Here is a 26,913-nt window from a genome sequence, read left to right as displayed (position 1 = left end):
GGGCGAGTCAGTCGGAACGCTGATCAAGGGGTCGGAGTGAAACAAAGGTACACTATATACGTATACCAAAGTAAATGTGGAACACATATATACTAAACAACCATCATAACCCAATCCTTGCCGCCGCATTTGATCGAAACAAGTTGCTATCTCGGATATATCTCCGCACCATCATCGGGCTTTTATGTCCCGTCTGTGCCATGATGTCTCGCTCCGATACGCCTACCATCGCCGCTGATGTGGCGAGGCCGGCGCGCAGGCTGTGTCCAGCATAATGGCGCTGATCGAGTCCTATCAGTCGAACATATCTCTTCACAATGCGCGCCACAGTCTTGTCAGACAGGCGCGCGTCGCGGACATCGTGGGCTTTGCTCACTGGGCGAAAGAGTGGCCCGGATTCAATGCCCGTCGCGGTCAGCCACGCTTGCAGTGCACGCACCGGGCAGGTCTCGATGAACGATCCGTAGGGGATGCCCACTTTCCGGCCTTCGCCCTCCTGGTCAGTCTTGCTCCTGCGCAAGGTGATCACAAGCCCCTCACGCACGAACTCGACGTCCTCGACATTCAGAGCCACGATCTCCGAGCGTCGGAATGCACCGGCGAACCCGATCAGCAGGAGTGCACGGTCGCGCAGACCCATGAGGTCGTTCGGCACGTGTTGAAGCATTCTGCGCAAATCCTCCACTAAAATAGGACGTTTCCCGTGAGGTGCTACGCCAAGCGTATTGCGAATGCCGCGCCATACGGCCCGAACCGTTTCGTCAGCAGTCGGGGAGGGGAAGCCTTTCGTTCGATGGGCGAGCCCAATCGAAATCATATGCCGCCCGATCGTACTGGTTCGATAGCCTCGATCAGCCATGTCGGTCAAGTAGAGCGCAACTGTCTGCGGCTCGGCGGGCAGGGAAGAGAAGTGGCGTTCGTCGCACCAGGTGCAGAACGAGCGCCAGTCGGATTGGTAGGCCTTGATCGTGTTTTTTGCCTTCGATTGACGTATGTATGTATTCGCGCTGGCCGAAAGAGACGTCAGGCTTGCATGCGCAAATGCGGGTTCATCCTGAATCAGCACTTCCATGTCCTCGCTTTCAGGTCCTAGACTCTGGAACATGCACTTGAACCCCGAGTTTTAAAAAGTCTCGATCAAAAGAGGCCACGCCGGCGCCCATGGCTCGGCTCCGACATGCGAGATACGCGTCTGTAAAATCGACATTGCGCTCAGAAAACAAGGTCAAACTTTCAGTCAATAAGTCTTGGTTTTCGCAAGTCACACCATCGAGTAGCAAAATTTCGGCTAAGGTTTGAGAAACATCCGACCGGTTTCGCTGGTACAACGATCCTGTCAAGACGTAAATGCATTCAGCAATCACCATGGGGTCGATATGAAGCGTGAACTCACCTTGTTCCGCTTGGTCAAACAGTTTTATCGCGGATTGATACATTCCTTCGTGATCGCGCAAAAGATACCGAAGGATGACATTCGTATCAAGAACCAGAGTTCTCATCGAAGTATTTTCCCTCCTCATCAATACGACGTGCCAACTCTTCTTGTGTAATCCGACGCGCCTCTTCAATGGGGATATAGGGCGTGTCTTCGCGATACAATGAGCCTGCCAGCTCCCTCGCGGTTTTCTTTCTGATAGGACGAATGAGGATATCTCCGTCTTCCGTGTACTGAAAGATGACCTTGTCCCCTACTTTTAGCCCTTTCTTCTGACGAATCTCTAACGGAATGGTGACTTGATACTTCGATGTAACGGTACTGATATGTATCACAATCGTCGCCTCGTTTCTTACATGAGGTATTGGTATGAATATTATACTCTAATGCGCATGCGTATGAGGGTGTCATACATCGTTCGGAATGTAAGTTTACGTCCAATAACGTTTCATTATCGGACATAAAAAATGGCGCAAAGTTGGCCTAGAAACCCATCCGTTGATCCGATACACTCAAGATGCACTTGTCACGAGGAGTTGGCTATATGAACCCTGATAACCCTGTATTCGAAATTTTTACACAAGTATGGGAAGAAAAACGCCGACTCCCAAAGGTGTCGGATTATCGTCGGATCTATCGCAAAGAGAAAAGCGTGTCGCCGGAACAAGTGATTCAAACGCATGGCACATGGTCGCGGGTGCTGGAGGTGTTCTTCCAAGCGTACTTTACAATCCACGGGTATCCGACTATCCCGGACTATCCCTTCGGCGCGTTGGTGTCCCGTGCGAAGGTCGTGCGCGATAGACGGGGACGATGGTATCTTCGCTTTGTGTCGGATGATACCACACAAATCGAGATCTTGCGCTCGTTTATGCGCCGATCCTCCGTCACGCTCGTCAGTCGCGGCAAGCCGAGCCTTTATTTGCGCTGCTACGACGTGGATCTCATGTGCGCATTGGAGCATGCTTGTGAGTCACAGTCGGTCTTTCGCCCAACCGCTGATTTTGTACGCGGTTACATCGACACGCACAGCCACTTTCGCATCGACCCGGCAGGCCGATACCGCCTGACACTCACAGGGCCACTCGTACCAGAATGTCACGACTTTCTCGTGGCGCTTGGCGCGAGGAATACGCGCGTTACGAAAATCAAGGAGTCCTATCGGATGAACCTTCAAGCCGGAAGTCTGCGGCGCATTCGGGAGGCGCTGTATCCGCCTGGTTGCGTGTGCAATCCAGAAATACGGCAGAAGATGTTTTCCGTCTAGAAAGAACGTCGGCCTGCCGAAGCGTGAATGCTTCTGACAGGCCGACTCGTTAATGCGATTGTTTCCGCATGAGATCTTCGATCTCTTGCTTAGATAGCCCCGTGGTATCTGCGATGTCCTCGATCGCCACACCTTTACGGAGCATATTTCTGGCAATTTCAATTCGACCCTTCATGATGCCTTCTTGAAGCCCCTCATGACGCCCTTCTTCATAAAGTTCCTCTGCCAACTTCGACACCTTCCTCAGCTCCTTTCGAAGTTGTACCCGTTGTTCCTCTGTGAGCCCTTGATCTCCAAGCACCAGAATTGCACTGACTACCAAATCTCGTTCGGTCTCATCCGGTACTTGCGGAATGAGTTCCCGCACGCGCTCAAAGGCTTCTTCCTGGTTCTCCAAGCGCATGTTGAGCGCGAGGCCCAGCCGTATGCGGTCGCTTGGTTCCCATTGTCCCGCCCGCAGGTGACGCTCAACCTCATTCAGCGCCTGTTCGCCGTCGAGCCGCGATAGAAACACATTCTCGACGCGGTAGAGCGCTGTGCCGATGTCGAGTTCAGCCGGCGCGTTCGTGACACTTGCGTGGTAGAGTACGACCGTGCGAATGCTCACGCGATGCTCGTTTGCCAGGCGGGCGTCGTATTCCAAAAACCGATGCAACGTCGATTCGCGCTTCGTCTGAAATTCGAGATGAAACAAATCTTGGTTTGTCATACGCCACACGCGATCCATGCGCAGTGTGTTGGCGGGAAGCTCCGTCGGAAAAGGCTCCGCCAGTTCCACACCGTGCACGCCCAAGACATCCAGGGCGCCGCCGGATAGGGAACGGGTGAGCACCTTCATCAAGGTATCTTGACCCGGCATGTAAACACTCCTTGTTTTCAGTATATGGGATTGCTGAGGGCTCGACAATCCCATGGTTTTTTAACTCGCTTTGGGTTGACGACGATGACGCTTGCGACCATGTGTCACATGGCGGACGAATTGTTCCACGAAGGTTTGTTCGTCCTCGTGAAGGGGTCGGTTTCGCTCGCCGCGCGCCTGGCGCAAGACGTGGCCTTGCATTTCGATGGTACAAAGCGGCGTATCCGGGGCGGATACAAGCCGCATCACAAATAGGTCGGTTTCGCCGCAAGCATATCGGGCTGCGTAGCTGCCTACACAATGATGCAGTGCCCTCCCTTCGTCGAAGAGCTCCTGCACGCTGCGAGCGGGTCGAATCAAGAAAGGTCCGTCTGTGTAGCTGAACGGCTCCAACTCGGCCAGACGAGCTTGGATTTTTTCGTTGAGCCCCTCGTCACGTTTGATTTGCACGCGTCGCATCATCTTATCGTGCACATCACGAAGGTTCGACGGGAACACAACGCGCTTGGATGTGAGCGGAATGCCAAGTTCCTCGCAGTGTCGCAAATAGTCGTGCCATTCGATAAGCGCATAGGTGACAGAATGATACGTCGAGGCACGCACCTGCTTGAACAGGTACTTTGCGATCTCCACCTCGGATGCGAGCGTTGTTCGTGCCTCTATCTGCCGCCAATAGTGCGGCTGGCAGAGTTGCCTAAGAAAATGCGCCTCATCCGGTGAAACGTTCCAGCTGAGCCGACGCCACAAGTGATAGCTGTATAGCGACAGCGGCTCGATGGTAGCCGCCAGCTTGCGGAAGGCGTTTACGTCCCCACGTCGCATGCGAAACACTTGCTCCATCGTTTTGCCGCGCCAGTGGATCGCCCCATACGTGCGCTGGCGCTCCAATTTCGCAATGACCAGATTCCCAAAGCCGAGCTTTGTCAGATACTCGACGCACGGGTATCGGCAGGCCAGGTCGAAGAAGGTGAGGAGTGTGTTGTACTGATCGCAATACGTCTCCCACCCGCTGTATTGAAGAGGCGTGCCGGCCACCGCGGTTTGGATGCTCTCATGCGAGCACCAGACATCGATGGCGTGCCAACCCATGGCCCCGACGGGCAACGGATGGACGTTCCGACGCGGTTGCCACTCGCCGGACCAGTCCAAGCGCATCATGCTGCCACCACGAACCGGCACGAAAACGTACCGGGCGCGTGGTTCAAACTGGGTCTCGACGTTGTGGTAGTCGCCTGAGTAATCTCGCCAAGCGTAGTACCACGTGGCGACTACAACATGCGGGTCTATCACGGACTTTTCGTACCACACGATGTAGGCGACGTCGATCAGGTGTTTGCGCCCGCGGCCGCGATGTTTGACCACGCATGTCGATCCACATTGGCGGCACGTCGCTTGGTCGTTATGCCGAAAGGTGTCTTTGCCGACGCCGAGCGGATATGTTTCGCGGCAATGCGTGCAGTACGCCATTTGCACCTTCCCGTCGCGCCAAACAAAGAGGTACCGACTTTGGAGGAACGCGACGTCACGTGCATAGTCGGTAAGCGCTTGACTAGGTTGTGTCGGAAAATGCGCGAAGAAGTCGTGGCTCACAGCGCCTCGCCCCCTTCCGCATCGTCGAAGAGCGAAAGTTGCGTCACAGCCGGAGCATGCGAATGTTTGGCTGTTGTCGTGGATTTCGCGGTTGCCGTGCGTGGAGGTGTCGTGGGTCGTGCAGGTGGTTGTGGCTCGGGTGGAATGTCAAACGGCTCGCCGTCCCAACACTCGAAGTATTGGAGGACGATGCCGAATCCGTCTGCGTCCGAGATCACAGCCACATTGCCCACGCGCTTCGTTTCCGCGTATCGACGCATCGCATCGAGGCTCTTGAGGATGGTCTTGCCTTCGGCAAGTATCCTTTCTGCGTGTTCCGGGTGCTGTTCGAGGTGCGCCAACAAAAAGCGTCCTATCACTTGGACATACGGATGGTGCTCGTTGGCGTTCATCTCCAGCGTGATTTTCTCTACAGCCTTTTCGTACATATTGTTTCGCTCCTTTTCCCATCCCCGACGTCACGGGGGATGGGTGAGTGTATCCCCGCGTGACTCGGGTTGAGTAAAGGATTACAGCGCGAACAACATAATCTGCTCGTCCGTGATTTTTTGGAATGAGAGGCGTTCCCTCCATCTCAAACATGCAAGACGGTGGGGTCACCTCCTTTTTAGATGGCCTTGCACAGATCCTGAGGTTCTTCCAACGCCATCAAGATACTGTCCGCCGCTTGCTGTATCCTCGTGCCGCACGCCTTGAGAGTAGACAGTGCGTCTTTTCCACTCCAACCGGCGATGTAGCCGAACGAGTAGTCCGAGGTGTTCAGCCCAAGCGCGTGGGCAACCACGAATGCTGTCGATTCCGCTTCAAGCTCCATCCACGGTTTGTTCGCGGAAGTGAGCAGGCCGGTCGTGTGTAGCAGACCGTGAGCCCACTCGTGAATGAGCGTCTTCGCTTTGTGCGTCTTGGGTAACGAGTGGACGATCTCAATCTGGTGTGTACGCAAGTTGAACTCTCCGTTCGCACCGCCTAGTGACCTCACTTCATCCACGGGGAACGGGCATGCCTGTTGCAGCTTAGCATACAGGTCGCTCTCCCCAACGAGAATCTTTGGCCTCTCTACGCTTGGCAAAGGCTCGCCGTCCGTCTGCGATACGTCAAACACGTACACGACGCGGTAGCCGTACAAGGCGCGTTTTTTGTCCGTATTGTGCTTCTCGACGGTTTCTTCGCTTTCCTGATCATGTTCCTCCGTATTAGCCTTCCGCGCCTTGCGGAACAACGGCGCGAAGATCTCAATGCCGCGTTCGCCCTTTTTGACGTAGCGACCGAGTTCCTTCCACCGGTTGTAGCCCGCAACAAAGGTCGCGTCGTGATTCTGGTTCATGATCAGCAGTGTGTTGGCAAAGCTGTATCGGTGAAACATCGCCTGGAATTGCAGAAACTTGCGCCACTCGTCGGAGTTGAGCAGCGTTTCAAGCCCTTGCTCCAAGCGTTCCATGGCTGCTTTCACCTTTTCATTCATGGGTCACGTCCCGCTCGATCACCGAAGGGGGAGCCCCTGGTGGTGACGATGGGGCTTCCTCCCTTCGCACGTTGCTTCCATTACCTCATTTTCGTTTCATAGGCTTCAGATCTCAGAGCAATTCTCTTGCCTTGAGACTCACAAACCTGTCTTTGTCTCCAATGACAATGTGGTCCAAAACATCAATGCCTAGGATTTTCCCCGCATCAACAAGTCGGCGTGTCACTGCTACGTCTTCTGGGCTTGGCTCGGGATCCCCGCTTGGATGATTGTGTCCCACGATCACCGATGAGGCATTGCTCAGAATCGCGGGTTTAAAGACTTCCCGTGGATGCACGATGGATGCGTCAAGGATCCCGAGACTAACGGTATTGATCGCATTGATGATGTGCTTGGCCGATAGGATGATCGTCACGAACATTTCACGGTCCGCGTTGCCGATGTACTCCCGAAAGATGTACGCCGCGTCTTCGGCGCATCGGATTCGCCGCGAACCTACATATTTCAGTGATCGTTCCTTTACAAGTTCTACTCGGACGACGGTGATGGACGACATGTTGTAATCCCTCCGACCCCCACCCGGACGCACCGGGTGGAGAAGGTTGATACCCGGTGCGACGGGTTTATGCGAGAAGTTCAGCTTGCTTGGCAATAGTTTTCTATCGTCGCAGAAGATCGGGCTACCGTGGCGATCAGGCTTGCACCGGGTTCATCCACGGGGCGCAAGATGCACGGTTGCATAGGCCCGTTGAGACCAATCTCTACCTGTTGCACGCCTTCCAACGCCTTGAGCGCCGCGATCCAATAGTTCACGTTGCACAGGAGCTCCACATCGTCCTTCGTGCCTTGGATCGTCTCCAGAGTTTCCTCGGCGTGACCGTATTGCGTCGACGTGGCGGACATGGTGAGGCCGGACGGGGTAAACCGAAACTCGGCTCGTTGATGGCCCGCTTCGGACAGAATCGCCACACGTTCGCACGCTGAGAGCAGCGATTGGCGTGCGACCACCACGCGATGGGACGTGCGCTCTGGAATCAGTCGTGCGGTATTGGGGTACATACCCTCCAGACCTCGAATGGCCATGTTGAAGGCATCATCTCCCCACGACACCGTGCACGATGAGATGCCAAGCGTGAACGTGATTTCTTCATCATCGTCCGATGCAGGCAGCGCGCCGGCCAGGGTATCGAGTACGGTCGCCGGGAGGACTAGCTGCCGGTCTCCGCCGAACACATCTTCGCAAGGCACGGTGTATTGCGCCAAACGCAGTGCGTCGGTGGCGACCGCCGACAAGTATCCGCCCGCCAAAGCGAGTTGCACGCCCATGAGAATGGGGCGCGCAAGGCTCTTGGCTGCGGCGTAGCTCGTGCGCCGAATTAGTCGATACAGATGCGGCGCAAGCACCGTGGCCGTTGTCACCTGTTCATCGGCATCGCCGTATGGTGTAAAGAGATGCGGATTCAGTCCGGCAAGATCGTATTTGGTCTTGCCAAACATGATGACCGTACGGTCGTTTTGGGTCTCCATCGTGATCGGCCCATTTGCACGTTTTACCATTTCATGCAACTCTTTTGCAGGCAACAAGCACGCGCCGGATTGCGCAATTTCCACACTTGATTCCGCGGCTTGAGCGAATAGTGTACGCCGAAGTGACATGTCCTCGCTGGACGCGTAGAAGTCGACGCGATCTTCCTCTCGCTTGGCGTCAATCAGCACATGCTTGAGGACAACCTTGTTCGTCGAGTTCGGCACCACGCGAAGCAGCTGGCGCAGGATTTTCTCCAGGTCAGTATTCGTAAACGTCGCTTTCATGCGTGATTCCCTCCTTCAAATGAAAAAACCAGCCGAGTCCAGAAGGGTGACGCTTTCGTCGGTACTTCCAAGACTTCGCCTGGTTGTAGGGTTTCGTCCGCGGAAATGTGGTTGTGTGCCGCAATGGCATTCACCACATCCCACGGATTGGCCGGACACTTCTCGGCAAGCGACCACAGCGTTTGCCCAGGTGCCACGATGACCTCGGTCCAGCCCGATAAGACGGGTGGCACGAAGCGCAGCATGAGCAAACTGAGGACGCAAGCGAAACACGCCATCCAGCCGGCGTATGGTTTGATTTTCACGAAACATCCCTCCGTGGATGAACTTCACCCACGGGCCCCGCCGCCCGAGGGTAATGAAACCCACGGTTGGCGGGTGGGGTTGATTTGTTAATGTGCCAAGGCCGGCCGACGGGAGCGTTGCACCGTGATGGTGCTTTCCCACTCGTCCGCGACGTACACCGTCAGGATCGTGTTCGGCTTGACCACGACCACATGCACGGGCTTCCCGTACACGTCGCCGCGTTTCATGAGCCGCTTTCTGCTTTCTTGCACCGTCACGCCGAACGTCGCGATTTGCACGACGGCTTCGACTGGCAACCGTCGCTGGATGATGCGTTTCACGGCGTGTTGATCAAACACGTAGAGGCTTTTCATGTTGCTCACGCTCCCATCGCTCGATGTCGTCCCTGTGTGCGGTCAGTACGCTCGGCAGAGTGCCATCGAGGTAATGTCTGAGAATCTGTCGGAGGACGAGTTCATCATCCTCGGATGCAAAGAACGTAGGAATCTGGCGCATGACTTACGCCCCCTGCGCCTCTGGCATCTTGGACACGGTGAGTGGCCCATCGGCGACGTACGCCGCGATCACTTGACCACTGAACGTCTCTTCCATGAGACGTTGCACGGATTCGGCGTTATCGACGTACACGGGCATCGTTTCGCCCTTCGCTTGTGCCAGCGCACGTCCGATCTCGATGTCGCAACGGATCTTTTCGGAGTAGGACAGCAGTCGGTATGGCCGGCCCTTCCACTCAATCCGAAACGTCTCGCGAACCTCGCCCGTCTCCTTGTTCGCATCCATCAGGTGGATGGATACATGCCGGAACAGGCCGTTCAGCTGATCGTGCTGGGCGCGCAGGTACTCGAAGCGGAACTCCTGCAAAGCTTGGAGTCGCTTTTTGAGTCCTTGCAGATGCTCGCGGGTAACTTCGATGTCTTTTTGCACCTGCGCCAGATGCTCCCGCGCTTGCTCGTAGGCGCGAAGCTGTGCGTCATAGGCCACTTTGCGGTAGTGTTCTTCTTTGAGGCGATCTTCCATCGCCTGTACAAATTGAACGAGTTCAGGATTCGGGGATGCGTCGTCAGGCAGGGATTCGAGTTTGTCAATCTCGGCCTTGACCGCGTTTCCCTCTTCCAACATCTCCTTCATCTTCGTGAGAGAGGCCTTGCGCTTGCGCTCGACCTCTTGAAGGATGCGATCCGCCTTATCCTGCGGAAGCGGCTGGCCACACGTGTGGCAGTGCGTATCCGCTTGGGGCAAGCTGTCGCGCAGTGCCCGATACGCCCGTCCAAGCGATTCACGCCTTGCGTACAGGTCGCGCAGACGTTCCTTTCGGTGCCCGTGCGCGGCTTCGCGCTCGATGAGTTCTCGCTTGGCGGCTTCGTAACGCCCGCGTTCATCCTCAGTGATGCTCGGCACAAACGGCGCAGGTTTTCCCCTCTTCACGACGCCTTGATACGCCTGACATTGACCTTCCAAGCGCAGCAGTTCTTCTTCGGTCTCTTTCATCTCCTGTCGCACCTTTTGGGCTGCGAAATCGACTGAATCGAGACCCATGACGAACTGATCGTGCTGGATCACCGCTGCGCTCTCGGGATTCATGCGTGCAAGCACATTGTCTTTGGGGATATCGGGTACACACCGAGACAGAACGGCCTTGGCCTCTTTGGGTTCGAGCGAGCTAAAGTAGCCCGGTACGAACACCGACAGGAATTCTTGCACCGTACCGAACCAGCCTTCGATTTGGCCCGTCTGCGCGCGTTTTCCATTCACGAGCACCGTGGAACCCTGTCGGGATCCACGCGTGCGTGAGATAGCCACGGGCGTCCCACGGATGAGCCAGGTCACCGTGACCGCCATGTGCTTCGCACCCAAGCGCATGAGCTTTTCATCTTGTTTCTGCCGGCCGGCGATATCTGTGCCAAAGAGGCACCAAACGACGGCTTCTGCAAGTGTGGATTTTCCGGCGCCATTGTGGCCGGAGATGATGGTCGTGTCGTGGAACTGGAACGAGGCCTCCGTGAACGAACGGAAGTTCTCCAGTTGAATCGAGAGGATTTTCATCCATCATCATCCTTTCCGTGAGTTGTGTTGGATCAACACAAGCCCACGGACGGTGCCGGGGCTTGTGTGAGTAAGCCCCGCACACCGTGCAGGATGAATTCAGGCCTTCGTGAGGGTTATCTTTGTGGATGTTCTACATCAGTTATGATGTTTCATCCAGCTATCAAGTTCGTTCAGAATACGCCGTTCCTCTTCCGACGGCTCGTCATTTTCGTCCTGGAATTCCGCAATCAGGTTGCAGTCAAAACGTACAGCTTTTCGCCATGCTTGCGGAATGCAAGACGCGATTTCTTCGGCCAATTCCTCGTGTTTCATGAGATAGGAATCACCGTAGGCTTCGCTCACATAGACTGGGTAGTTTTCAAAAGTTACACCGTTGCGAATTACGGTTTTCAACACTTTCTTATCCTCCATGTATGTGGCCCTCCGCGTACCAAGTGATTCATTTGAATCACATTATAGTACAGCGTCGAATGCCTCAGGGTTGCTTTCGATGGCGACTGTGCGGGCTGGGTTCTAGTACCGTTACAATCGTGAAGGAGATTTTCCCATTCCGATTTTGTACAGCGACGGCCACGGTGACCCAACGTCCAGAAACGTCTTTCCCGGTGATGGAGAACACCGGATCTGGATTCGCATATGGATGTGGGCCGTGCGGGTACTCATATGCACCGTACATCTCGTTTGCCACATTTCGAGTAACTACATACTGCACGCTTTGCTTCGAAATGTTTCGGTCACACATCTGTTCTTTAGCGTGATCCGACCATCTCACTCGTTTCTGAATGAGTTGGCGAGCCAGGATGTCAGATAGTTCATCCCATAGATGTTGCCAGCGCTGAGACAACACGATGCCCATCGTCCAACACGGCCAAGAGGTTCCCCTCTCGCCAGTTGAACGAGAGGGGCGCCCCTCCTTCCGATGAACGATTAGAACGGCAATTCTTCGTCAAACTCAGGCGGCAAATCGTCCGCGAACGGATCGTCGTATGGATCAAAGTCTTGTCGCTTGGACGGAGCCGATGGAGGGCTGTTTTTCGCGGATGGAGCGGTAGGCGCGGATTTCGCGCTGTTTCCACCCTCTCCACGATCCAAAAATCGAACGCCCTCGGCTACGACCTCTGCCACGCGTACCTTTTGTCCATCACGATTTTCATACGTGCGAATCTGGAGGCGACCGTCCACCGCGGCCATTCTGCCCTTTTGCAGATATTGAGCCACGACTTCGGCCTGCTTTTGCCAGACCACGATGTTAATGAAGTCGGTCTGTCGTTCGCCGTTTGCGTTCGAGCGCATCCGATCCACTGCGAGCGTGAACGATGTCACGGCGGTGCCGTTGTTCGTATAGCGCAGTTCAGGATCAGCCGTGAGACGGCCGATTAAAATCACGCGATTGAGCACGATTCATTCGTCCCTTCACTTGGGCTTAGGCGTTAACGAGTCTTAGCAGGGGCAAGGAGGTCGATGAGCTTACTCGCTTCTTGCTTCGTCAACATGTCGAGTTCACTCTTCCCTGTCGCCTGATACACGAACGCGTTCAACTCCTCCGTATCCATGCCGCGTTCCTGGGCTTTACGGAGGATGAGATTCTTTTGAGCCTGGGAGATGTCCGGGCTTCCATTCGACCGGTCGGGTTGCGTTCGTTGCCGGCGGTCAACAGATTCCGGCTGACGAACTGTCATCTCTTCCAGGTCTTCAATGTCTTGCGTGAACAGTGCGCTCGATCGTGTTGCCGACAACACAGCATCAATGAGCGCCCGTTTTTTGGCCATTTTCAGGAGTGTATTATCGAGGTCGTCGATTTCGTCGTTGGGGATACGGTACTTGATGTACGAACCGTATCGACCATCGAAGGTGGCTTGTTTGAGGTTGTCCTTGGATAAGTCCGGAGGCAAATCACGCTCAGTGACCCAGCGCCAACGATACTTCTTCTCCCATGAATTCGCTGACCCCACACCCACCATGATAATCTTGCCGTCGGTGCGGCTGATGAGGGGCAGGGATACGCGATAGCTGATATAGATGGGATTTTTCGTATCGTCGCGCGTGAATTCGATGTGGGCTTCTCCAGCACTTAATCCATAGACATCGCACAACTTTTCGGCGCCGGGCTTGAACAAGGTGGGCTTGCTATCGCCGATGATCCCGTAGTCTTCACCGGGCACCATGTACTCTTTGACGAATTGGCGCAACTCTTCCAAGCGTTGTCGGAGTGCACCAAAGTCCATGACCATGTTGACTCCGCCGCCGACTGCACGGGGGAGTTGGCGTTCTGGCAGCGCCATAAGAATGCCCTCCTTATGTCACGCTATCAAGCGCTCGTCCATATGCTTTGTGTAAACACATGGATAGCTGGCTTTTTGGCGGTTTAGGAAAGTGAATGATACGATCTTGCAGCTGCCATGACAGCTTGAAAATCGAAGTCCGAAAGGGTTCCGAGTTGTTTGAGGAATCGTCCTGGGTGGACGGTGAGGAATTTTGAGGCGCGTGCGGTCGAAGGCTTGAGCAGTCCAGCCAATGACCACTCTGCGACACGCACATCGAAACGGATTCGTGGCGGTGATGATGTCACAAAGACGACGGTCACATCATCATCTTGGTCATCTGTTCCGATGACGACCACAGGGCGAATCTTCTCGCCGCTCAGATCACTGAACTGAACCTTCATCAGGAAAATCTGACCTCGACTCACGCTCGTTCGGTCTGAATAGGTGTCCGAATGTCTCATCGTAGATGTCATCATCCTCGTTCAGTAAAAAGCGAAATTCATCGCCGAGAATGATCGGTTGCTTGTTAAATTCCTTCTTTTCCACGACGAGCACCTCCGTGTTTGCATTGTAACACGGGGCGCATTTGGGAAGCTGGGTTAATTGCTTCACGTCGTCACGCTCCTGTCGATTGTTCGAGAGGCGACTGGCTTGCGTTCGTGAGCAGTTGCATCAACCGCTCGGTCTGCTCGCGCTCGAAACGTTGATGTGCTTGCCATTCTTCCCACACCCAATCGAGCATGACCTTGCGTTGGCGACGCCATTCGAGGGGATTTACGCCTTTTGGCATGCGCCATGGCTTGTGCGTCGTGAAGCCAAGCTCCGCGAGTTGGGCGGCGGTGAGCCGTTCTGCGGGGTGCCGGTGTCGCTTGTGCGTGCCTTGCGGGTACAGATCCGCTTTGGCTTCGTTGAAGCTGATGCCGAGAAGCCAAGCGTGAAATGCTACGGCGCCGCCTTTGGCACCGCACTTGTGGCAGTAAAACGTGTCCTTGACACTGGACACGTACAGATGGAAGTCGCGGCCCTTGTCCCCGCATACCGGGCAATGGGCCTTCCATTGGCCAGGTCGGGACGTCGGGTACAACACGAGGCCGTTACGCTCGGCAACTTCTTCGATGCTCACCATAACGCCCACCTCCTTGTTGGTTTTCGCTTGGCGTATTCTCACGCGGCGCGCGCGCTCCCATTGAGGGGTTCATTGCCTCCTTTCGTGCCCCGTGCCCATGAAAAAAACCACCGAAACACGAATAAAAGCTCGCCTGCTCATGCTTTCGCATGGCACAAACCAGCTTGTCACGTGTCTCCGTGGCTTGCACGGTGCGCACAGGGTGCGCGTATATGTGGTTACACGTCCGACGGCATACAAATCCCGTCGACCTTTGGCGCTACTCCACGACTTCTTCCCGATTTCTTCGCATAGCTACTCCATCGGTACTCCATCGCTTCTTCGCGCTACACACACTTCGGCCCTTCGGCCTGCGTGAGGACTTTCCCCCACGTTCATGGACGCGCTCCATGCGCTGTTGCATGCATGGTCGGTACGCATCCTAAATCATTCGCCGGACATTGTTGACGCTTGCCCCTACGCGTCTCACCGGACTCACCCTGCCGTACAAGCTCTGTCACGTCGTCTACCCGGTGCAGTCAGGTTGTATGGGGACATCCAAAACGGACGTCAGCGGGCTCACCCATTCGTTAGGCACGGCGCTTTCTCAGGGGTGCGCTGGAGGGGTTCCGCTACTCCATGACTTCTTCCCTTTTTCGGTACTTCGTCATTTCTTCGCGGACTCCGAACAGCAAGGCGGGCGATACTATTTAAACCCTGCTGCCTCCACCCACGTGCCCCACTCGTCATCCTTGTACGAGCGGAACTCACTTTCGTGAGCTTTTCCATGGGGAATTGACTACACCACCATTCTGAATATACGGAGTTTCGTTGTCAAGCTTGGAAAAGGCCCCGCCGAAGCAGGGCTCAGATGAAAGTGCCGAAGAATTCGCGTTCATCGTGTCCTCGGATTTCCACCATCACTTCTTGGCCGATTTGCAGGAGCCGATACATCGTCGGAGTGTAAATCCGAACGCGGATACCCGGTCGAACTTCACCCTTGAACATGTTGCGATAAACGTTCGTGATTTTCACCCGCACACGGCTGCCCTTTGTGAGCCTGTCTTTAAACTCGTTAAACGGGTTCTCCACGAGATTTCGGCGAGACACCACAAGCCCGGCCGGACGGGTGTCCACGATTTCCACATCAAAGCCTTCACCGACTGAACCCACTTTCATTGAATCCCAGTCGTACCATACACGTGGCATCAGTGCAAAATATCCTGCAACGTTCAGCCGATACCCACCGCGCGTCATGCCTTGAATCACGCCGTACGCTCGTTGCCCACGCGCTGTGCGACGAGCGTTGATCTCTTGCAAGCGCTCTAAGGCCTTCTTGCGGTTGAGCACGAGCACTGGGTTAGCCTCGTCCTGAAAGTCGTACGATTCGATGACCGCCGCGATGCGGTGATCCAGCAGACGTTCCGGGTTCTCGCGTTCCCCAAGGCCGGAGAAGTCGGGTTCCGTCGGCAGCATGACCTTGGCACTCCCGATGTCACCAATCAGGAACGTCTTTTTCTCGCCCTGCCACGTCAGTGTCTGCACACCGAAGAGCTTGTAGTGTGCCACGGCCCCGCTTCGTTGCCAGGTACGAGCGATGAGCGGCAGTTGGTCACGTGCGATGAATTGTGGTTCTCCCACTTCCGCGCCTTCGGCAAAGGTGTTCACATACACTGCGCTATCCATGTCGATCACTCCCATTCGGACGTTTACTGGAAACGTAACACGCCTAGTCGGATAATTTGCGCCAACTTTACGCCATCAACGATTCTTGCGTTCAAAGCCGCACTTCGGACACCGCCATTTGCGCTCATCCGGTGTCAAGGCGAGCTCGGCTTCGTCGCATTGCGGGCACCGCCTTGGTTGTCTCTGCGTTCTCAAGTCAATGCGGACAACCTCTGGATGTTCATCTGGAACGCTCGTTTGCGGTGTATCCGCTTCAGGTTTCGCCGTCTCCTGAGAAGGCGTCGTATCGCTCGTCACGAGCTTCAGATTCGCGTCGATGTCTGTGCGTTTGTTGTCTTGTGTGCGCTCTTGTGTGACGTTCTGCGGTTTACCCTCCGGCGTGTTCGTCTGAACATCCTGCCTTATCGCGCTACGCAATGTGTCAACCGCAATCGTCGCGTACCGATCCGCTGTGGGGCGTACCACAGACGAAGGGGTTGCGACGGTAGCTACGGGAACCTCGGCACGAGATTCGAATTCGGCTTGTGCAGTCGATTCGTTGCGAACTGATTCTTCAACAGACGCCTGTTTCCGCTTGGGCCAGTTCAACTTCGTGCGTGATGCTTTGTCTGCCACATCGAAGAAACCGCTACGTTGTTTCACCCACTCATCCGCATAGGACGTGATTCCCACGCACGGAGGCTGCACCTGGTTGTCCACGGTCATGGCGAAGATGGCCTCGTCCTTGCTTAGCCCAAACGCGATATCCTCCAAGCGATACCGTGGGTCAATGGTCTCCTGCGTACTGACCCTGCGGTCGAGGTTGCGATTGTCGAACCAGAACCAACTGAGCTTATTTTCCGAGTAGGTCTCCCGAATGTTTTTGACGGAGCCCAGCGCGTGTTCCAGAAAGCGTGCGTCGTCTGGAGATGGCGCAGGGAAGTAGACTTTGTTGCGACAACTCCCCTCCACGACGTCCATGAACTTCTTGCTGACATCGAGCAGCTGTGCACGCGCTTGGATGGCGAGCATCATGCCCACACGATATTTGCGCGCTTGGGAAAACATCTCGGTGAATGACTCCGTGCCGTAGACGGCAAATTCGTCGACGTAGAGATACACAGGCCGACGCGTGTCCTCGGTTCCTCCACGTTCGAGCGCGTACATCTTGAGTGTGACGAGGAACAGCTTGCCGAACAGTTTTCCTGCCGGCCGGTTGCCCGTCACGACGACAACCAGGCGTCCCGGCTTGTCCTTGCCCGCCGCGAGAAAGCCTTGAAAGTCAAACGGCGGTAGTTCGTCCGTTTTGAACACTTCCCGTAGGCGCGGGTTCGTCGCCAACTCGTTGACGACGATCTTGAGGCCCTTCGTGATGGTCTCCAACTTCTCCAGCTTTTGCTCAGTCGCGGTGTCCATGAGGAATGACCGCGCCGCAGATAACACCATGCTCTTTTCGTGTGGCGTCAGGCGATGAAACCGGGCTTCGACATCCGGTCGCTCGTGCTCCCACATACCCATGGCCTCGTCCATCTCGCTCTTGCGCTTTTTCTTCGCTGTCCCCGCTTCTTGTGCCGCACAGTCTTGCACCATGCTACAAATGGCGCGGAAGTGAAGCGGGTCGGTGACGAGATCGGCAAACTGCAAGAAGTCCGATTCAGGCCACAGCGGCACCTGAACCTGGATCACGGTGCGAATCAAGTCATCCTGTGCGTTCTGAAAGAATCCATCCTGCTTGCCCATCTTCTCTTGGAGCGCGGCACGCACGTTGTCGATAATATCCGCAATTTCGCCGCCAAACGGGCTAAATGACACGGTACTTGTCATGGCACCGCGTAAATCCATGATGTCGGTCTGCACACCCAGGCGCTTGGCCATGTTCACGGCACCTTGCGCGAACCCGCCGTCTGGATCGACGACCATGACGTCCACGGGCACGCCGGCTGAGATAGAAAGAATGTCTTGGTATACGCCTTTGAGCAGAAGCCGGCTTGTTTTTCCCGTCCCTGTGCTCCCGAGCACGAGCGTGTTGATGAAGCGGTCTTTGCCCTCAATCGTGATGGAACGACCGTTATCCTTGCGCACGCCCACTTCAATGCCGACGAGTTCAAACTTGTTCGGATCGTCTTCGCGCTGTTTCCGCACACGATACCCACCGGAGGTCTGCATGCGTTGCAACCACTGTGCACGCGTCCTCGGTGACATCCCGCGATACACGAGATACGCGAGTGTACCCAACACAGCGATGACCAGCACCAATGCAATGACCCACGCATTTTCGTGCACGAGCGGGTTTGTGGCGTTCAGTTCGGACATCGGGAGACTCGGCCCTGTGCCGGATGTGAGCGGATTGATGATCTGGTTGCTGTTTGTACCCGCGCTCGGCGTACTCTGTGTCGCATGTACGCTTGGATGGAGCATGCGGTACTGCCACGTCGAGATGACATGATGCAACCCTACAGCGCCGTAGGCAGCGCCGGCGAGCACGGCCAGCATACCAAGCTGCGCCATACGTCCAAGCGTGCGAAAGATGAGACGGTACAGTGCAAACGCAGCGATGGCTCCCACCACAATAAGGAACAGCGACGAATGCGCGATACTCGCGCGAATGACATTGGGTACACCAGGCATACATCCGCGCCCCTTTGCGAGCTTACAAGCTAGCCATTTGGCTAGTCTTCTTGCGAGTAAATGAGCTGTCTTTTATGCGAGTTTGAAAGTTAGCGTATTCGAGCGCGCTTCATAACTAGCTCGATGGCTCGCATTCGTGCTAGTCACACGATTGCGAGCCCAACGAACGTGAAAATCGCGATCCCACCGATGAGGTAATCGACACCTCCACGTGTTTGAATCAGGTGCACGCCTTGCCGCTTCCCCCACGGCCAGAAAAGCGGCACACCACCTGCGATGATGTCCGCCGCCATGTGGAGGGCGTAGCCGACGATGAGCCCGTACGCCACAACCCCCAAGTGCAAGTGATTCAGCGCCGGCTCGCTCAAATAGCACCCGGCGCCAAACACGGCGAGGCCAAGCAGGCTGTGCGTGAATGTCCGGTGCTTAGCTGGCATCGTCGCGACCATCCAAACGGCGAGCAACACGGCGGCTTCCATCGGCATGCAATGGTGGTACGCCAAATCGAGCAAAATGGCCGCGAGTGCGCCTAAGCCGAGCACGCGCGTAATGTTGTGCGCTGCCCCAAAGATGAACATGAGAAGGAGCGCAATCCCCCACGCCGTGAGCGACGTCGCCCAGTGCATGAGTACCATCACGATGACGGCCAAGGCCAAGACAGGTAAGCCAAACACGATTTCAAGCGTGTACGTCAGTTTGGCGTCTTGTTGGTCTAAATCCGGCACCAGTGCACCGATCACTGTTGCCGCAACAAACGCGGCTTGCATGATGACGATGTGTGGCATTGAGGCCCACGGATGCGTGATGAGGTCACGCAACGACTCCCAGTGCTCATGCAACACCAACGGTGTGGCTGCGACCGCCCCGACCGCGCCAATCGCCATATGGGAACGACCCATCATAAGACCATCTCTCCTCTCCTGGCTCAGGTTATCACAGGCTCAGTCGTGACATTAGGCGATCTCGAAGCGAATGTATCACGAGGGTTTGTAGATTTTGCGCCAAGTTTAGGCCACAGTCTGCGACGCTCCTGATGATACATGTGTTCTCGCATACAAGAACCCTCACGTTGCTTGATGAGAACATTTTCAAGCAGCGGGAGGGCGGATGCCATGTGGGTTCCATTTGACATTTACCTCGCCAAGGTGGTTCGTATATCAACGGTGGAGTCACAACGTTTGGTGACCAGGAGGATGTAAACACAAATGATCAGACTCACTCAGCCGAAATGTATACAACTAATGGAGTTTACTTGAATGCACCAAACCAACAATTCAATTGGAATATTGTAGGCGTTAATGTAACAGGCGCTGGGACTGGGAATTCATCAGTAGAAGTTGACATCGGATTTAATGTCTTTAATCAAGCAGATCCAACTGGACCCAGTAATGGACTAGGTGGTACAGAAGTCGCGCAAAATCAGGTGATGACTTTTCCTTGGACAGTCAATCAATAATCATTTAAAAATAGGAGAGGGGAAGCCCTCTCCTTATCGTATATCTAACGCTTATTGATACACTGTATTCCAACCTGGAACATCCGAATATGATTTATATTGAGCAATTGCTTTATTTACTATATTCGGCATATTCCTGGCAAAATCAGGGCGGCTTGACTGAAAATCTTGCGTGAGTTGATTAATCCACTGAATTGAGGCTTTTGTTTCTGGTGATGTGTTTTTGTAAGATGATGTAGTATCGATTTGGAAGAACACTTGGCCAACAAACGAAAGTGCAGAACTTAATATGTCAAGACGGGATTGAGGAACCGTTGTACACCTCTGCACTTCCCAGGATACCCCATCTATCAATCCTGCTGCATTTGCAATATACTCTTTAATGTGAATTACCGATTGAGAATTAGGTACTTTGAAATCAGTTTTGTTTGCTAAACTAGACGCCATTTGCAAACTAACAAAGGCATTCTGAAACGCCGAATTTACATCGTTTTGTTCATTGTTTGTTGACACTCTTTTAACAGATAAATAGCCAATAAAACCGCCAATTACTAGACTAATAACGCTAGACACGACAACCGTTCGGAGTTTCATTCCGTACCTCCTAGTTTTGGTATCTGCCATCCTTGTGATGAATATATGGGGTTGTCTAGACTTTTATCACAGCTTATCTATTTCGGAATAGAAGTATATATCATGGTTTGAATTTTGTGTACCTATTGGACACGTGGATCAAATCAGTTCCTTGTGCGTAACATTGATGTTGTATGCTACCACACGTAGGACGGGCACCGTCGCCTGTTCTTCATGATGTCATACAGAAAATCAAAATACTCATTGAGCTCAAATAACCTTCTGAATTTAACTCGTTTGCGCCACTCGCGATCGCGCTTGGGCATGCGCGCGCAAGGTCATCAGCCGCTGTTCCAGCCATACTTGCCCGTGCGGTTGCTCTAAGACATCACGCCACTTCTGCACGTCGAAGTTCTTTTGGAGCACTCGAACCCGCTTAGCCGCAAACCGTTGTCCAAGCGCATCTGCGGCCATCCCGCGCGTCCACGTGTCGTCGTACCGGATGCGGTACTTATCCAGCACATACTTTTGCCTGTCCGACATCGGCGCGTTGCGCCAGTCGGCCTCTTTGTCGATGACTTTCGACTCCATCAGCGCCAGAAATCCCTCGACAACGCCTTGCGCGTATTCGAGCGGTAACGCACGTTCGTGCAACGGGATGAACTTCTCGTTGCGCAGCTCCAACACAGGCCAAAACTCGTCACCGTCACGGTACAGATACGCCCATCCGTCGTTGCCGTAGGAAATCGCGAAGGTCTCTTTGACCTGTTGCCAACGGTAGCGGCTTCGGTTGGCGAACAAGTTGATCGCCTGCGCCACTTGCGCGGCCTTCTCGCGTTTCTGAGCGACCCGAGTGAGCCACTCGCTGACGCTTTCGCCGTCCTTCATCGGTAGCTCGTCCACGTCGTTGCTTGCCAGATCTATCGCTTGGTTTGCGACCGTCTTCCGCTGTGTGCGCATCAGACGCGCGAACGTCTGGAGCGATTTGTCGTCGCTTGCTCCGGTGAGGTCGAGCACAAGCGCGTCGGTTTTTGCGGGATGCAGGCGCAATGCGCGTCCGACCATCTGCACGTAGAGCGATTGGGAGCGCGTGGGGCGTGCGATGACGACGGCATCCACGTCCGGCTGGTCGTATCCTTCAGTGAGGATTTGACAATTGACCAGGACGCGCAGCTTATTATCGGAAAACGCTTGGAGAATCGCACCGCGCTCTTCTGGCTTCATCGAGCCGTCCACGGCGGCACAGGCGATCCCGCGCTGTTGAAACCACTCGGCCAGGGTGTGGGCGTGCTTGACGTCCACGGCGAACACGAGCGTCTTGCGGCCCGGCGCGTGCGTGACGACCGCGTCCACCACGGCATCCAAGGCTTCTTCGATGTTCATGACGTACGACAAGTCCTTGGCGTTGTAGTCGCCGCCGACCGTGCGAATCGCGCCAAGATTCAGACCTGGAACCTCGACCTTCACACCGCGCACGTCCGACAGGTATCCGTCCATGATCATGTCGAGAATCGTGCGCTCGTACGTCAGGTGCTCGAAGATGTCGCCGAGCTCCGTCCGATCTGAACGCGAAGGTGTCGCGGTTACGCCAAGCAACGGCGGGCCATCCGACTCAAACACACCCAAGCGTTCCAGCACACCCAGTGCGCCCTCTGCCCGGCTGTGGTGACACTCGTCATAGATGATGAGGCCGGGTTGCGGAATCTTGCGGCCAGCCACAAGCGTTTGCGTGGAGGCCAGCAGCACATCACCAAGCTGTTCATTGCGCGCGCCTTGAATACGGCCGATGAACGCATCCGGCCAGACGAAATGGATCTTCTGTTCTGCCTGATCCAGCAATTCGGTGCGGTGTGCGATGACGAGAATCGGCTTGTCCCGCGCCACCTCTTCATAGAAACGACGTGCTGTTGCGCCGAACACAATCGTCTTGCCCGCGCCTGTCGGCAACGCGATGAGTTGTCTACGATGCTCAGGTAATGCTGCAAAGAAAGCATCCACCGCCGCTTGCTGGTACGGACGAAGTTGGATAGCCATCTTGAACCACCTCGCTTGTTTTGATGTTCCTCTGCTGACAGCGCACCTAACCCCTGTTTTCCGAGTTTTTCTCTTCTTTTTTGCTCTACACTTGCGCTGTCAGCACAGGGACATCGCCCCTGTGCACTCAGGATTGCACGGCTTGCTTGAGATCCGCGCCTGCTTTGAACGTCGTCGCACGCCGTTGCGGAACGACGATGGTCTCGCCCGTGCGCGGGTTGCGCGCCGTACGCTCAGCCCGGTCTTTCACTTCAAACGTGCCGAAACCAAGGATTTGCACCTTCTCGCCGGATTCCAGTGCCTCAGCGATCGTATCGAAAATCGCGTTGACAACCTCTTCGCCCTGTTTGAGCGTCAGGCCTGATTTTTGTGCCGCATGACGTGCTAACTCCGATTTGTTCATAACTAGCTTGTCCTCCTCATGGAAATGTTCAGTGCACACCTAGATTATCAGGTTTGCAGTTGCGACGTTGACGATTTTGGATGCGAATTTAGTGGTGTATACGCTGTTCCAGCTCCTTCGTCTTGGCTTTGAACACCCGGTTGATTTGAACGATGCCAAGCGCAACACATCCGATGATGAGCCATGTCCACCACATGACGAACTTGCCTCCTTCTTATGATTGCAGAGCGGTCACAAACCGTGACAACTCCCGTTCCTTGTCGCCGTACCACTTGGCGGCAAGTAGATACAGGTTCTCGCGTGCTCGAGTGATGGCGACGTAGCACAAACGCGTTTCTTCCCGCAACGCCTCGCCTGTGAGTGACTTTTTGTGCGGCAGAATCCCCTCCGCAAGCCCTGCCACGAACACCGTTGTCCATTCGAGGCCCTTGCTCTTATGGATGGTCATCAGCTGCACGGCATCGTCTTTGGGTTCTTTCGACTTCTCGATGATCCAATCGACGAAACGCAAAAACGACGACACCGTTTTGTACCTGGACGCCGACGCGATGAGCGAATCCACCCACTTGATGGGCTCGTCCTCGTCTTGTTGGCGGATGAGACCCGGATGCTTGTCTACCAACCATTGTATCGCCTTTGCCGGTTCCTCTATACGCCGCAGTGTGTCGATGGTTTCCACGAACGAGCGACACTTCGGATGACTCACGACAGCCTCCCATCCGCCCTGTTGCACTTCGTGTACCACGTCGATTGGGATGAATCGCTTGGGGCGATTGAGCAACTGGCTCCAAACCATAGGATCGGATGTGTCCTGTGTCGTCCGAAGGTAGTCCAGAATGACCTTCACGTCTTTGCTCTCGTAAAAATGCGTGTCGCCCACCACGTGGTATGGGATACCCCGGTCTGCGAGCGCTTCTTCGTAGAGTCGAGACTGGATGTTCGTCCGATATAAGACGGCGTATTCGTTCCACGGTGCCCCCGATTGTCGCAATCGCAGGAGCTCGTCGGCTACAAATTGCGCCTCTTCCGTTTCAGTCTTCACCGTGACCACTTGTGTGACTGCATGTTCCGACATCTCACGATGCGCGACAACGCGTTTCGGTATCTGGTGACCCTGATTGAGTGAAATCACACGGTTGCCCAGGTCGACGATGACATCGTGCGAACGGTAATTCACCGTGAGAAACACCTTCTTGGCCTGCGGAAAGCGGCGCATAAATTCGGCCGTCAGACCAGGCCGCGCCCCTCGGAAGCCGTAAATCGATTGCCAATCGTCACCCACGACAAACAGGTTTTGCGTTCGCTGCACCAATTCCAGCAAAAACAGCCACTGTGCCGTGTTGGTGTCCTGAAACTCGTCCACCATGACGTATCGCCAACGCTGACGCCACCGCTTGGCGAACGCTTCGTCGGAACGGAACAGGCGAATCGCGTGCAGGATCATGTCCTCGAAGTCCAGGACCTTACGCTCGGCTTTCAAAGCTTCGTACGCCGCGTAGACTTTGGCTAAAGGGTCCGACACTTGACGTGGGCTGAGCGCGTCCGCCTTGGCCTTGGCGATGGCGGAGATGGCCTCGCCTAGCTTCATCACGGGCCCGACGCCGTGCGGATTCTTGCCACTTGGCTCATCAAGCACGCGTTCGATCATCCACGTGGGGTCCGACAACACGCGCCAGTCTTCCCCGAGTTCCGGCGTGACCATGCGATATGCGACCGAATGAATCGTCCCGATGGTCACGGCCTTCCCCCGTTCGCCCACGGCGGCAAGCAGACGGTCGGTCATCTCCTGTGCGGCCTTGCGCGTGAAGGTGCACGCGAGGATGTCCCCTGGCTTGACACCCTGGTCAATGAGGTACTGAATACGCGCGATGAGCATGGCGGTCTTTCCGGATCCGGCCGCGGCGACAACCATGCAAGGGCCGCTTTTGTGCGTTGCAGCTTCTCGTTGTGCGTCGTTCAGCTGATCTAGGGTGGGCACAAATATCCTCCTATGCGGAAGCCATTCTTCGATGTGATTTGGCGTAGTTTCGACGGCTTGTGCGTCACGCGTTTTGTGAGACGTGCTTGGATGACGTGATTGGCGAAACCGCGGACAGTCAGGGTGATGAATCCCATAGGGATTGGTCACGAGGGTGTACGTCGGAGGGCGGATGCGAACGCGGCGCAGATGCATGGGGACTGGACGGTCGAGGTTGCAGAGACAGCGCACGTTCGCGCCGAGCTCGTAACATTCGGCGAGCAAGTCTTGAACTTCGGAAGAAAACAAGTCCTCATAGGACAGGTGATGACGAGCACTGCCACAGCGAACTTCGATGCACTGCGTATCCATGTCCCACGCGCCTCCTCACGCGCCTCCTTTAGGGAAAGGATAGCGCGTGAGAGACGAAGAGTTGCGCCAAGTTTAGGCCAATATACACACAAAACAACCTTCTACGGGCTAGATTATGGTTTTAATTTTCTTTCAATCATTAACCAAGAAATAATCCTGGCCAATGGGGCTATACATCCGACTAAGATAAAAACAAAATCAAATTGTTTTGACACAAAAAGGATAAAACACGCAAGGTCAGAAAGAACAATAATCCAAATCATTCCAATAGAATTGAGTGGTAATCTCGGTCCAGTTCTCTTCATTGAAAGTTCTCCATAACACCGCGTATGGACTGCATCTACTATTTGAGGAAAAGAAAGCAATGTGACGAGATCTCCTCTTGAGGAGATCTCGTCACCACAATAAGAACAAATCACTTTATGATGATGAAGTTTGTTCATATACTTTTACTTCCTCCTATGTCCATGAATAGACTCGATATATACCTTCTTGATAATCCTGTTCTGCTATCTGATCCATTTCGGATTGATCGTTCCAATAATAAGAGTAATCAACATGAAAGGGCCCATACCCGTTAGAGGGAACATAATTGTAGACAGTACCGAATGCTGCGGTAGAACCTTGAGGTACATATGATACTACAGCATGTCTGTACCACTCACGGTCTTCTAACGTCAGTGCCAACCACCATGATCCTCCAGTGTATACATAAACATTTTTGTATCCATAACTATATGTGTGATACAACTGAGACGATACAGGTTGACTTGCGGTCAGTGGAACCATAACTAAATTAGCGACGTTGTTAACAATCCCCCCTACAGTCCCCATCCAATAACTCGCTATATCATCTGCGATGGTATAGGCAATTGACAAGTCTGCTGCCCATTTGGAGGTTGTATCATCCCAATAGATATTGGTTCCTGCACTGTAGGTTGTTACTACATTTATGGAGCCAACCGGGATCGAAATTCCATTTGGGTTACTTGTATTCAATGCTTCTGTACTATATCCGTGGCTACTTAACCAACTTTGCGTAAGTTGTTTTTGGAACTGAGGAGATTGAGATTCTTCTTGAAGGGACAACAAATAATTTTGTTGATTCGCTAAATCCGATGTAGCATTTTGTTTCTCAAGCTGGCTATCTATGGATCTAATAATTCCGAGTTCTTCATTAACTACAGAAGCTTGATTTGGGGTTGGGGTTTGAATCGTGCTCAATAACGGTATAACACTGGATGCAACACCCATAACTAGTGCGTACACATTTATCCTCTCCTTCTGCGTTTGATAGGTCGATGCATTTAATAGTTTTTCTCTTATCAGCGCATCTCTTTTACAAGATAAATCTGGATGTTAGAGTGGAGTGCTTTGTATAGTAAGGCTTAAGACAGGGGGAATCACTCCATCAGCTGGTTTCAGCGTAGTCAACCCCAACATGGTTGCAACAACCAGGCATCCGCTCAGCACAAGCTTCTTCATGTCACTTCACCTCCTCTCGGTGAAGACCGGATACGGTACTACTACTCTCTAGGAAGCCGTTGAAGTTCGCGTAATACGTGATTGGCCAATTCACTTCCGCAAGCCCGTAATGCTTCTACAGCTTGCAACAAGTACGTCTCGGCTTGTCCCCATTTCCCACGTTGCTTGTAGAGTTCACCTCCCAACATGAGGAG

29 protein-coding genes are annotated in these 26,913 nt (G+C 54.3%); 1 reads left to right on the top strand and 28 read right to left on the bottom strand.

What is annotated here, in order from left to right; genetic code table 11:
* Nucleotides 1–103 precede the first annotated feature (103 nt).
* The 3 genes from BLU70_RS13260 to BLU70_RS13250 are packed head-to-tail and all read right to left on the bottom strand — an operon-like array spanning nt 104 to nt 1,770.
* Nucleotides 104–1,105: a site-specific integrase gene (locus BLU70_RS13260; RefSeq protein ID WP_244885219.1), complete on the bottom strand. Its 1,002-nt coding sequence runs from the start codon at nt 1,103–1,105 to the stop codon at nt 104–106.
* Nucleotides 1,083–1,499 carry a PIN domain-containing protein gene (locus BLU70_RS13255; protein WP_074693772.1) on the bottom strand — a complete coding sequence of 139 codons (417 nt, stop codon included), beginning with the start codon at nt 1,497–1,499 and terminating at the stop codon, nt 1,083–1,085. Before BLU70_RS13255 ends, BLU70_RS13260 begins: the two co-directional genes overlap by 23 nt.
* Nucleotides 1,480–1,770 (bottom strand): AbrB/MazE/SpoVT family DNA-binding domain-containing protein, encoded by a 291-nt coding sequence (locus BLU70_RS13250; RefSeq protein WP_074693771.1) that lies wholly within the window; start codon nt 1,768–1,770, stop codon nt 1,480–1,482. The genes BLU70_RS13255 and BLU70_RS13250 overlap by 20 nt, the downstream gene beginning before the upstream one ends.
* A 209-nt stretch (nt 1,771–1,979) precedes the next feature.
* Between BLU70_RS13250 and BLU70_RS13245 the strand changes: the two genes are divergently transcribed.
* Nucleotides 1,980–2,702: a hypothetical protein gene (locus BLU70_RS13245; protein WP_074693770.1), complete on the top strand. Its 723-nt coding sequence runs from the start codon at nt 1,980–1,982 to the stop codon at nt 2,700–2,702.
* Between the two features lie 49 nt (nt 2,703–2,751).
* On the opposite strand, the gene BLU70_RS13240 is transcribed toward BLU70_RS13245, so the two are convergent.
* The 25 genes from BLU70_RS13240 to BLU70_RS14450 form a co-directional block, all read right to left on the bottom strand.
* A complete protein-coding gene (locus BLU70_RS13240; protein WP_074693769.1) occupies nt 2,752–3,561 on the bottom strand; it encodes an RpnC/YadD family protein in 810 nt (269 codons plus the stop codon).
* Between the two features lie 60 nt (nt 3,562–3,621).
* Nucleotides 3,622–5,151, bottom strand: a complete 1,530-nt coding sequence (locus BLU70_RS13235) for a PcfJ domain-containing protein (protein WP_074693768.1) — start codon at nt 5,149–5,151, stop codon at nt 3,622–3,624.
* Nucleotides 5,148–5,579, bottom strand: a complete 432-nt coding sequence (locus BLU70_RS13230; RefSeq protein ID WP_074693767.1) for a hypothetical protein — start codon at nt 5,577–5,579, stop codon at nt 5,148–5,150. The genes BLU70_RS13235 and BLU70_RS13230 overlap by 4 nt, the downstream gene beginning before the upstream one ends.
* Nucleotides 5,580–5,758: 179 nt before the next feature.
* Nucleotides 5,759–6,613: an ArdC family protein gene (locus BLU70_RS13225; protein ID WP_074693766.1), complete on the bottom strand. Its 855-nt coding sequence runs from the start codon at nt 6,611–6,613 to the stop codon at nt 5,759–5,761.
* Nucleotides 6,614–6,725: 112 nt separating this feature from the next.
* On the bottom strand, nt 6,726–7,169 hold the full coding sequence (locus BLU70_RS13220; RefSeq protein ID WP_074693765.1) for a JAB domain-containing protein: 444 nt from the start codon (nt 7,167–7,169) through the stop codon (nt 6,726–6,728).
* 80 nt (nt 7,170–7,249) lie between these two features.
* A complete protein-coding gene (dnaN, locus tag BLU70_RS13215) occupies nt 7,250–8,425 on the bottom strand; it encodes a DNA polymerase III subunit beta (RefSeq protein ID WP_074693764.1) in 1,176 nt (391 codons plus the stop codon).
* Nucleotides 8,422–8,730, bottom strand: coding sequence for a LysM peptidoglycan-binding domain-containing protein (locus BLU70_RS13210; RefSeq protein ID WP_244885218.1), 309 nt, complete (start codon nt 8,728–8,730; stop codon nt 8,422–8,424). The genes dnaN and BLU70_RS13210 overlap by 4 nt, the downstream gene beginning before the upstream one ends.
* Before the next feature lie 87 nt (nt 8,731–8,817).
* Nucleotides 8,818–9,084: a DUF4258 domain-containing protein gene (locus BLU70_RS13205; protein ID WP_074693763.1), complete on the bottom strand. Its 267-nt coding sequence runs from the start codon at nt 9,082–9,084 to the stop codon at nt 8,818–8,820.
* Nucleotides 9,062–9,226, bottom strand: coding sequence for a hypothetical protein (locus BLU70_RS14675; RefSeq protein ID WP_176780917.1), 165 nt, complete (start codon nt 9,224–9,226; stop codon nt 9,062–9,064). The genes BLU70_RS13205 and BLU70_RS14675 overlap by 23 nt, the downstream gene beginning before the upstream one ends.
* Nucleotides 9,227–9,229: 3 nt before the next feature.
* The gene (locus BLU70_RS13200) at nt 9,230–10,774 is read right to left on the bottom strand and encodes an AAA family ATPase (RefSeq protein ID WP_074693762.1); all 1,545 of its coding nucleotides are present in this window, start codon (nt 10,772–10,774) and stop codon (nt 9,230–9,232) included.
* A gap of 138 nt (nt 10,775–10,912) precedes the next feature.
* Nucleotides 10,913–11,188, bottom strand: coding sequence for a hypothetical protein (locus BLU70_RS13195; protein ID WP_074693761.1), 276 nt, complete (start codon nt 11,186–11,188; stop codon nt 10,913–10,915).
* A gap of 64 nt (nt 11,189–11,252) precedes the next feature.
* Nucleotides 11,253–11,624: a DUF4258 domain-containing protein gene (locus BLU70_RS13190; RefSeq protein WP_176780916.1), complete on the bottom strand. Its 372-nt coding sequence runs from the start codon at nt 11,622–11,624 to the stop codon at nt 11,253–11,255.
* Nucleotides 11,625–11,704: 80 nt separating this feature from the next.
* A complete protein-coding gene (locus BLU70_RS13185) occupies nt 11,705–12,175 on the bottom strand; it encodes a single-stranded DNA-binding protein (protein WP_074693759.1) in 471 nt (156 codons plus the stop codon).
* 32 nt (nt 12,176–12,207) lie between these two features.
* Entirely contained in the window at nt 12,208–13,059 is an 852-nt protein-coding gene (locus tag BLU70_RS13180) for a hypothetical protein (RefSeq protein ID WP_074693758.1), read from the bottom strand.
* Between the two features lie 83 nt (nt 13,060–13,142).
* The gene (locus BLU70_RS13175) at nt 13,143–13,442 is read right to left on the bottom strand and encodes a type II toxin-antitoxin system PemK/MazF family toxin (protein WP_176780915.1); all 300 of its coding nucleotides are present in this window, start codon (nt 13,440–13,442) and stop codon (nt 13,143–13,145) included.
* Complete coding sequence (locus BLU70_RS13170; RefSeq protein WP_074693756.1) at nt 13,423–13,653, bottom strand: hypothetical protein; 231 nt, start codon at nt 13,651–13,653, stop codon at nt 13,423–13,425. The genes BLU70_RS13175 and BLU70_RS13170 overlap by 20 nt, the downstream gene beginning before the upstream one ends.
* A gap of 4 nt (nt 13,654–13,657) precedes the next feature.
* Nucleotides 13,658–14,167 (bottom strand): CHC2 zinc finger domain-containing protein, encoded by a 510-nt coding sequence (locus BLU70_RS13165; protein ID WP_074693755.1) that lies wholly within the window; start codon nt 14,165–14,167, stop codon nt 13,658–13,660.
* A gap of 846 nt (nt 14,168–15,013) precedes the next feature.
* Nucleotides 15,014–15,832 carry a hypothetical protein gene (locus BLU70_RS13160; protein ID WP_083341309.1) on the bottom strand — a complete coding sequence of 273 codons (819 nt, stop codon included), beginning with the start codon at nt 15,830–15,832 and terminating at the stop codon, nt 15,014–15,016.
* 75 nt (nt 15,833–15,907) lie between these two features.
* Complete coding sequence (locus tag BLU70_RS13155) at nt 15,908–18,439, bottom strand: TraM recognition domain-containing protein (RefSeq protein ID WP_074693754.1); 2,532 nt, start codon at nt 18,437–18,439, stop codon at nt 15,908–15,910.
* Between the two features lie 143 nt (nt 18,440–18,582).
* On the bottom strand, nt 18,583–19,341 hold the full coding sequence (locus BLU70_RS13150; protein ID WP_074693753.1) for a metal-dependent hydrolase: 759 nt from the start codon (nt 19,339–19,341) through the stop codon (nt 18,583–18,585).
* Between the two features lie 605 nt (nt 19,342–19,946).
* Nucleotides 19,947–20,489, bottom strand: a complete 543-nt coding sequence (locus BLU70_RS13140; RefSeq protein WP_074693752.1) for a hypothetical protein — start codon at nt 20,487–20,489, stop codon at nt 19,947–19,949.
* A 267-nt stretch (nt 20,490–20,756) separates the two neighbouring features.
* Nucleotides 20,757–22,502, bottom strand: coding sequence for a DEAD/DEAH box helicase (locus BLU70_RS13135; protein ID WP_074693751.1), 1,746 nt, complete (start codon nt 22,500–22,502; stop codon nt 20,757–20,759).
* A gap of 127 nt (nt 22,503–22,629) precedes the next feature.
* Nucleotides 22,630–22,905, bottom strand: a complete 276-nt coding sequence (locus BLU70_RS13130; protein ID WP_074693750.1) for an HU family DNA-binding protein — start codon at nt 22,903–22,905, stop codon at nt 22,630–22,632.
* Nucleotides 22,906–23,119: 214 nt separating this feature from the next.
* Nucleotides 23,120–25,234: an ATP-dependent helicase gene (locus tag BLU70_RS13125; RefSeq protein WP_074693749.1), complete on the bottom strand. Its 2,115-nt coding sequence runs from the start codon at nt 25,232–25,234 to the stop codon at nt 23,120–23,122.
* A 459-nt stretch (nt 25,235–25,693) separates the two neighbouring features.
* Nucleotides 25,694–26,503: a hypothetical protein gene (locus BLU70_RS14450; protein ID WP_143027547.1), complete on the bottom strand. Its 810-nt coding sequence runs from the start codon at nt 26,501–26,503 to the stop codon at nt 25,694–25,696.
* Between the last annotated feature and the right edge of the window lie 410 nt (nt 26,504–26,913).

It is taken from the genome of Alicyclobacillus hesperidum, from assembly GCF_900107035.1.
GTDB lineage: Bacteria > Bacillota > Bacilli > Alicyclobacillales > Alicyclobacillaceae > Alicyclobacillus > Alicyclobacillus hesperidum.
Note: the sequence above shows the minus strand (reverse complement) of the source record. Positions and strands in the feature narration are given on the sequence as shown.

Coding starts and splice junctions, on each gene's coding strand:
- BLU70_RS13205 (WP_074693763.1), bottom strand. CDS start 9,084: ATGAAAAGCCTCTACGTGTTTGATCAACACGCCGTGAAACGCATCATC.
- BLU70_RS13125 (WP_074693749.1), bottom strand. CDS start 25,234: ATGGATACGCAGTGCATCGAAGTTCGCTGTGGCAGTGCTCGTCATCAC.
- BLU70_RS13245 (WP_074693770.1), top strand. CDS start 1,980: ATGAACCCTGATAACCCTGTATTCGAAATTTTTACACAAGTATGGGAA.
- BLU70_RS13240 (WP_074693769.1), bottom strand. CDS start 3,561: ATGCCGGGTCAAGATACCTTGATGAAGGTGCTCACCCGTTCCCTATCC.
- BLU70_RS13220 (WP_074693765.1), bottom strand. CDS start 7,169: ATGTCGTCCATCACCGTCGTCCGAGTAGAACTTGTAAAGGAACGATCA.
- BLU70_RS13230 (WP_074693767.1), bottom strand. CDS start 5,579: ATGTACGAAAAGGCTGTAGAGAAAATCACGCTGGAGATGAACGCCAAC.
- BLU70_RS14675 (WP_176780917.1), bottom strand. CDS start 9,226: ATGCGCCAGATTCCTACGTTCTTTGCATCCGAGGATGATGAACTCGTC.
- BLU70_RS13195 (WP_074693761.1), bottom strand. CDS start 11,188: ATGGAGGATAAGAAAGTGTTGAAAACCGTAATTCGCAACGGTGTAACT.
- BLU70_RS13225 (WP_074693766.1), bottom strand. CDS start 6,613: ATGAATGAAAAGGTGAAAGCAGCCATGGAACGCTTGGAGCAAGGGCTT.
- BLU70_RS13255 (WP_074693772.1), bottom strand. CDS start 1,499: ATGAGAACTCTGGTTCTTGATACGAATGTCATCCTTCGGTATCTTTTG.
- BLU70_RS13160 (WP_083341309.1), bottom strand. CDS start 15,832: ATGGATAGCGCAGTGTATGTGAACACCTTTGCCGAAGGCGCGGAAGTG.
- BLU70_RS13165 (WP_074693755.1), bottom strand. CDS start 14,167: ATGGTGAGCATCGAAGAAGTTGCCGAGCGTAACGGCCTCGTGTTGTAC.
- BLU70_RS13260 (WP_244885219.1), bottom strand. CDS start 1,105: ATGTTCCAGAGTCTAGGACCTGAAAGCGAGGACATGGAAGTGCTGATT.
- BLU70_RS13140 (WP_074693752.1), bottom strand. CDS start 20,489: ATGAAACTCCGAACGGTTGTCGTGTCTAGCGTTATTAGTCTAGTAATT.
- BLU70_RS13150 (WP_074693753.1), bottom strand. CDS start 19,341: ATGATGGGTCGTTCCCATATGGCGATTGGCGCGGTCGGGGCGGTCGCA.
- BLU70_RS13175 (WP_176780915.1), bottom strand. CDS start 13,442: ATGAAGGTTCAGTTCAGTGATCTGAGCGGCGAGAAGATTCGCCCTGTG.
- BLU70_RS13180 (WP_074693758.1), bottom strand. CDS start 13,059: ATGGCGCTGCCAGAACGCCAACTCCCCCGTGCAGTCGGCGGCGGAGTC.
- BLU70_RS13200 (WP_074693762.1), bottom strand. CDS start 10,774: ATGAAAATCCTCTCGATTCAACTGGAGAACTTCCGTTCGTTCACGGAG.
- BLU70_RS13130 (WP_074693750.1), bottom strand. CDS start 22,905: ATGAACAAATCGGAGTTAGCACGTCATGCGGCACAAAAATCAGGCCTG.
- dnaN (WP_074693764.1), bottom strand. CDS start 8,425: ATGAAAGCGACGTTTACGAATACTGACCTGGAGAAAATCCTGCGCCAG.
- BLU70_RS13155 (WP_074693754.1), bottom strand. CDS start 18,439: ATGCCTGGTGTACCCAATGTCATTCGCGCGAGTATCGCGCATTCGTCG.
- BLU70_RS13135 (WP_074693751.1), bottom strand. CDS start 22,502: ATGGCTATCCAACTTCGTCCGTACCAGCAAGCGGCGGTGGATGCTTTC.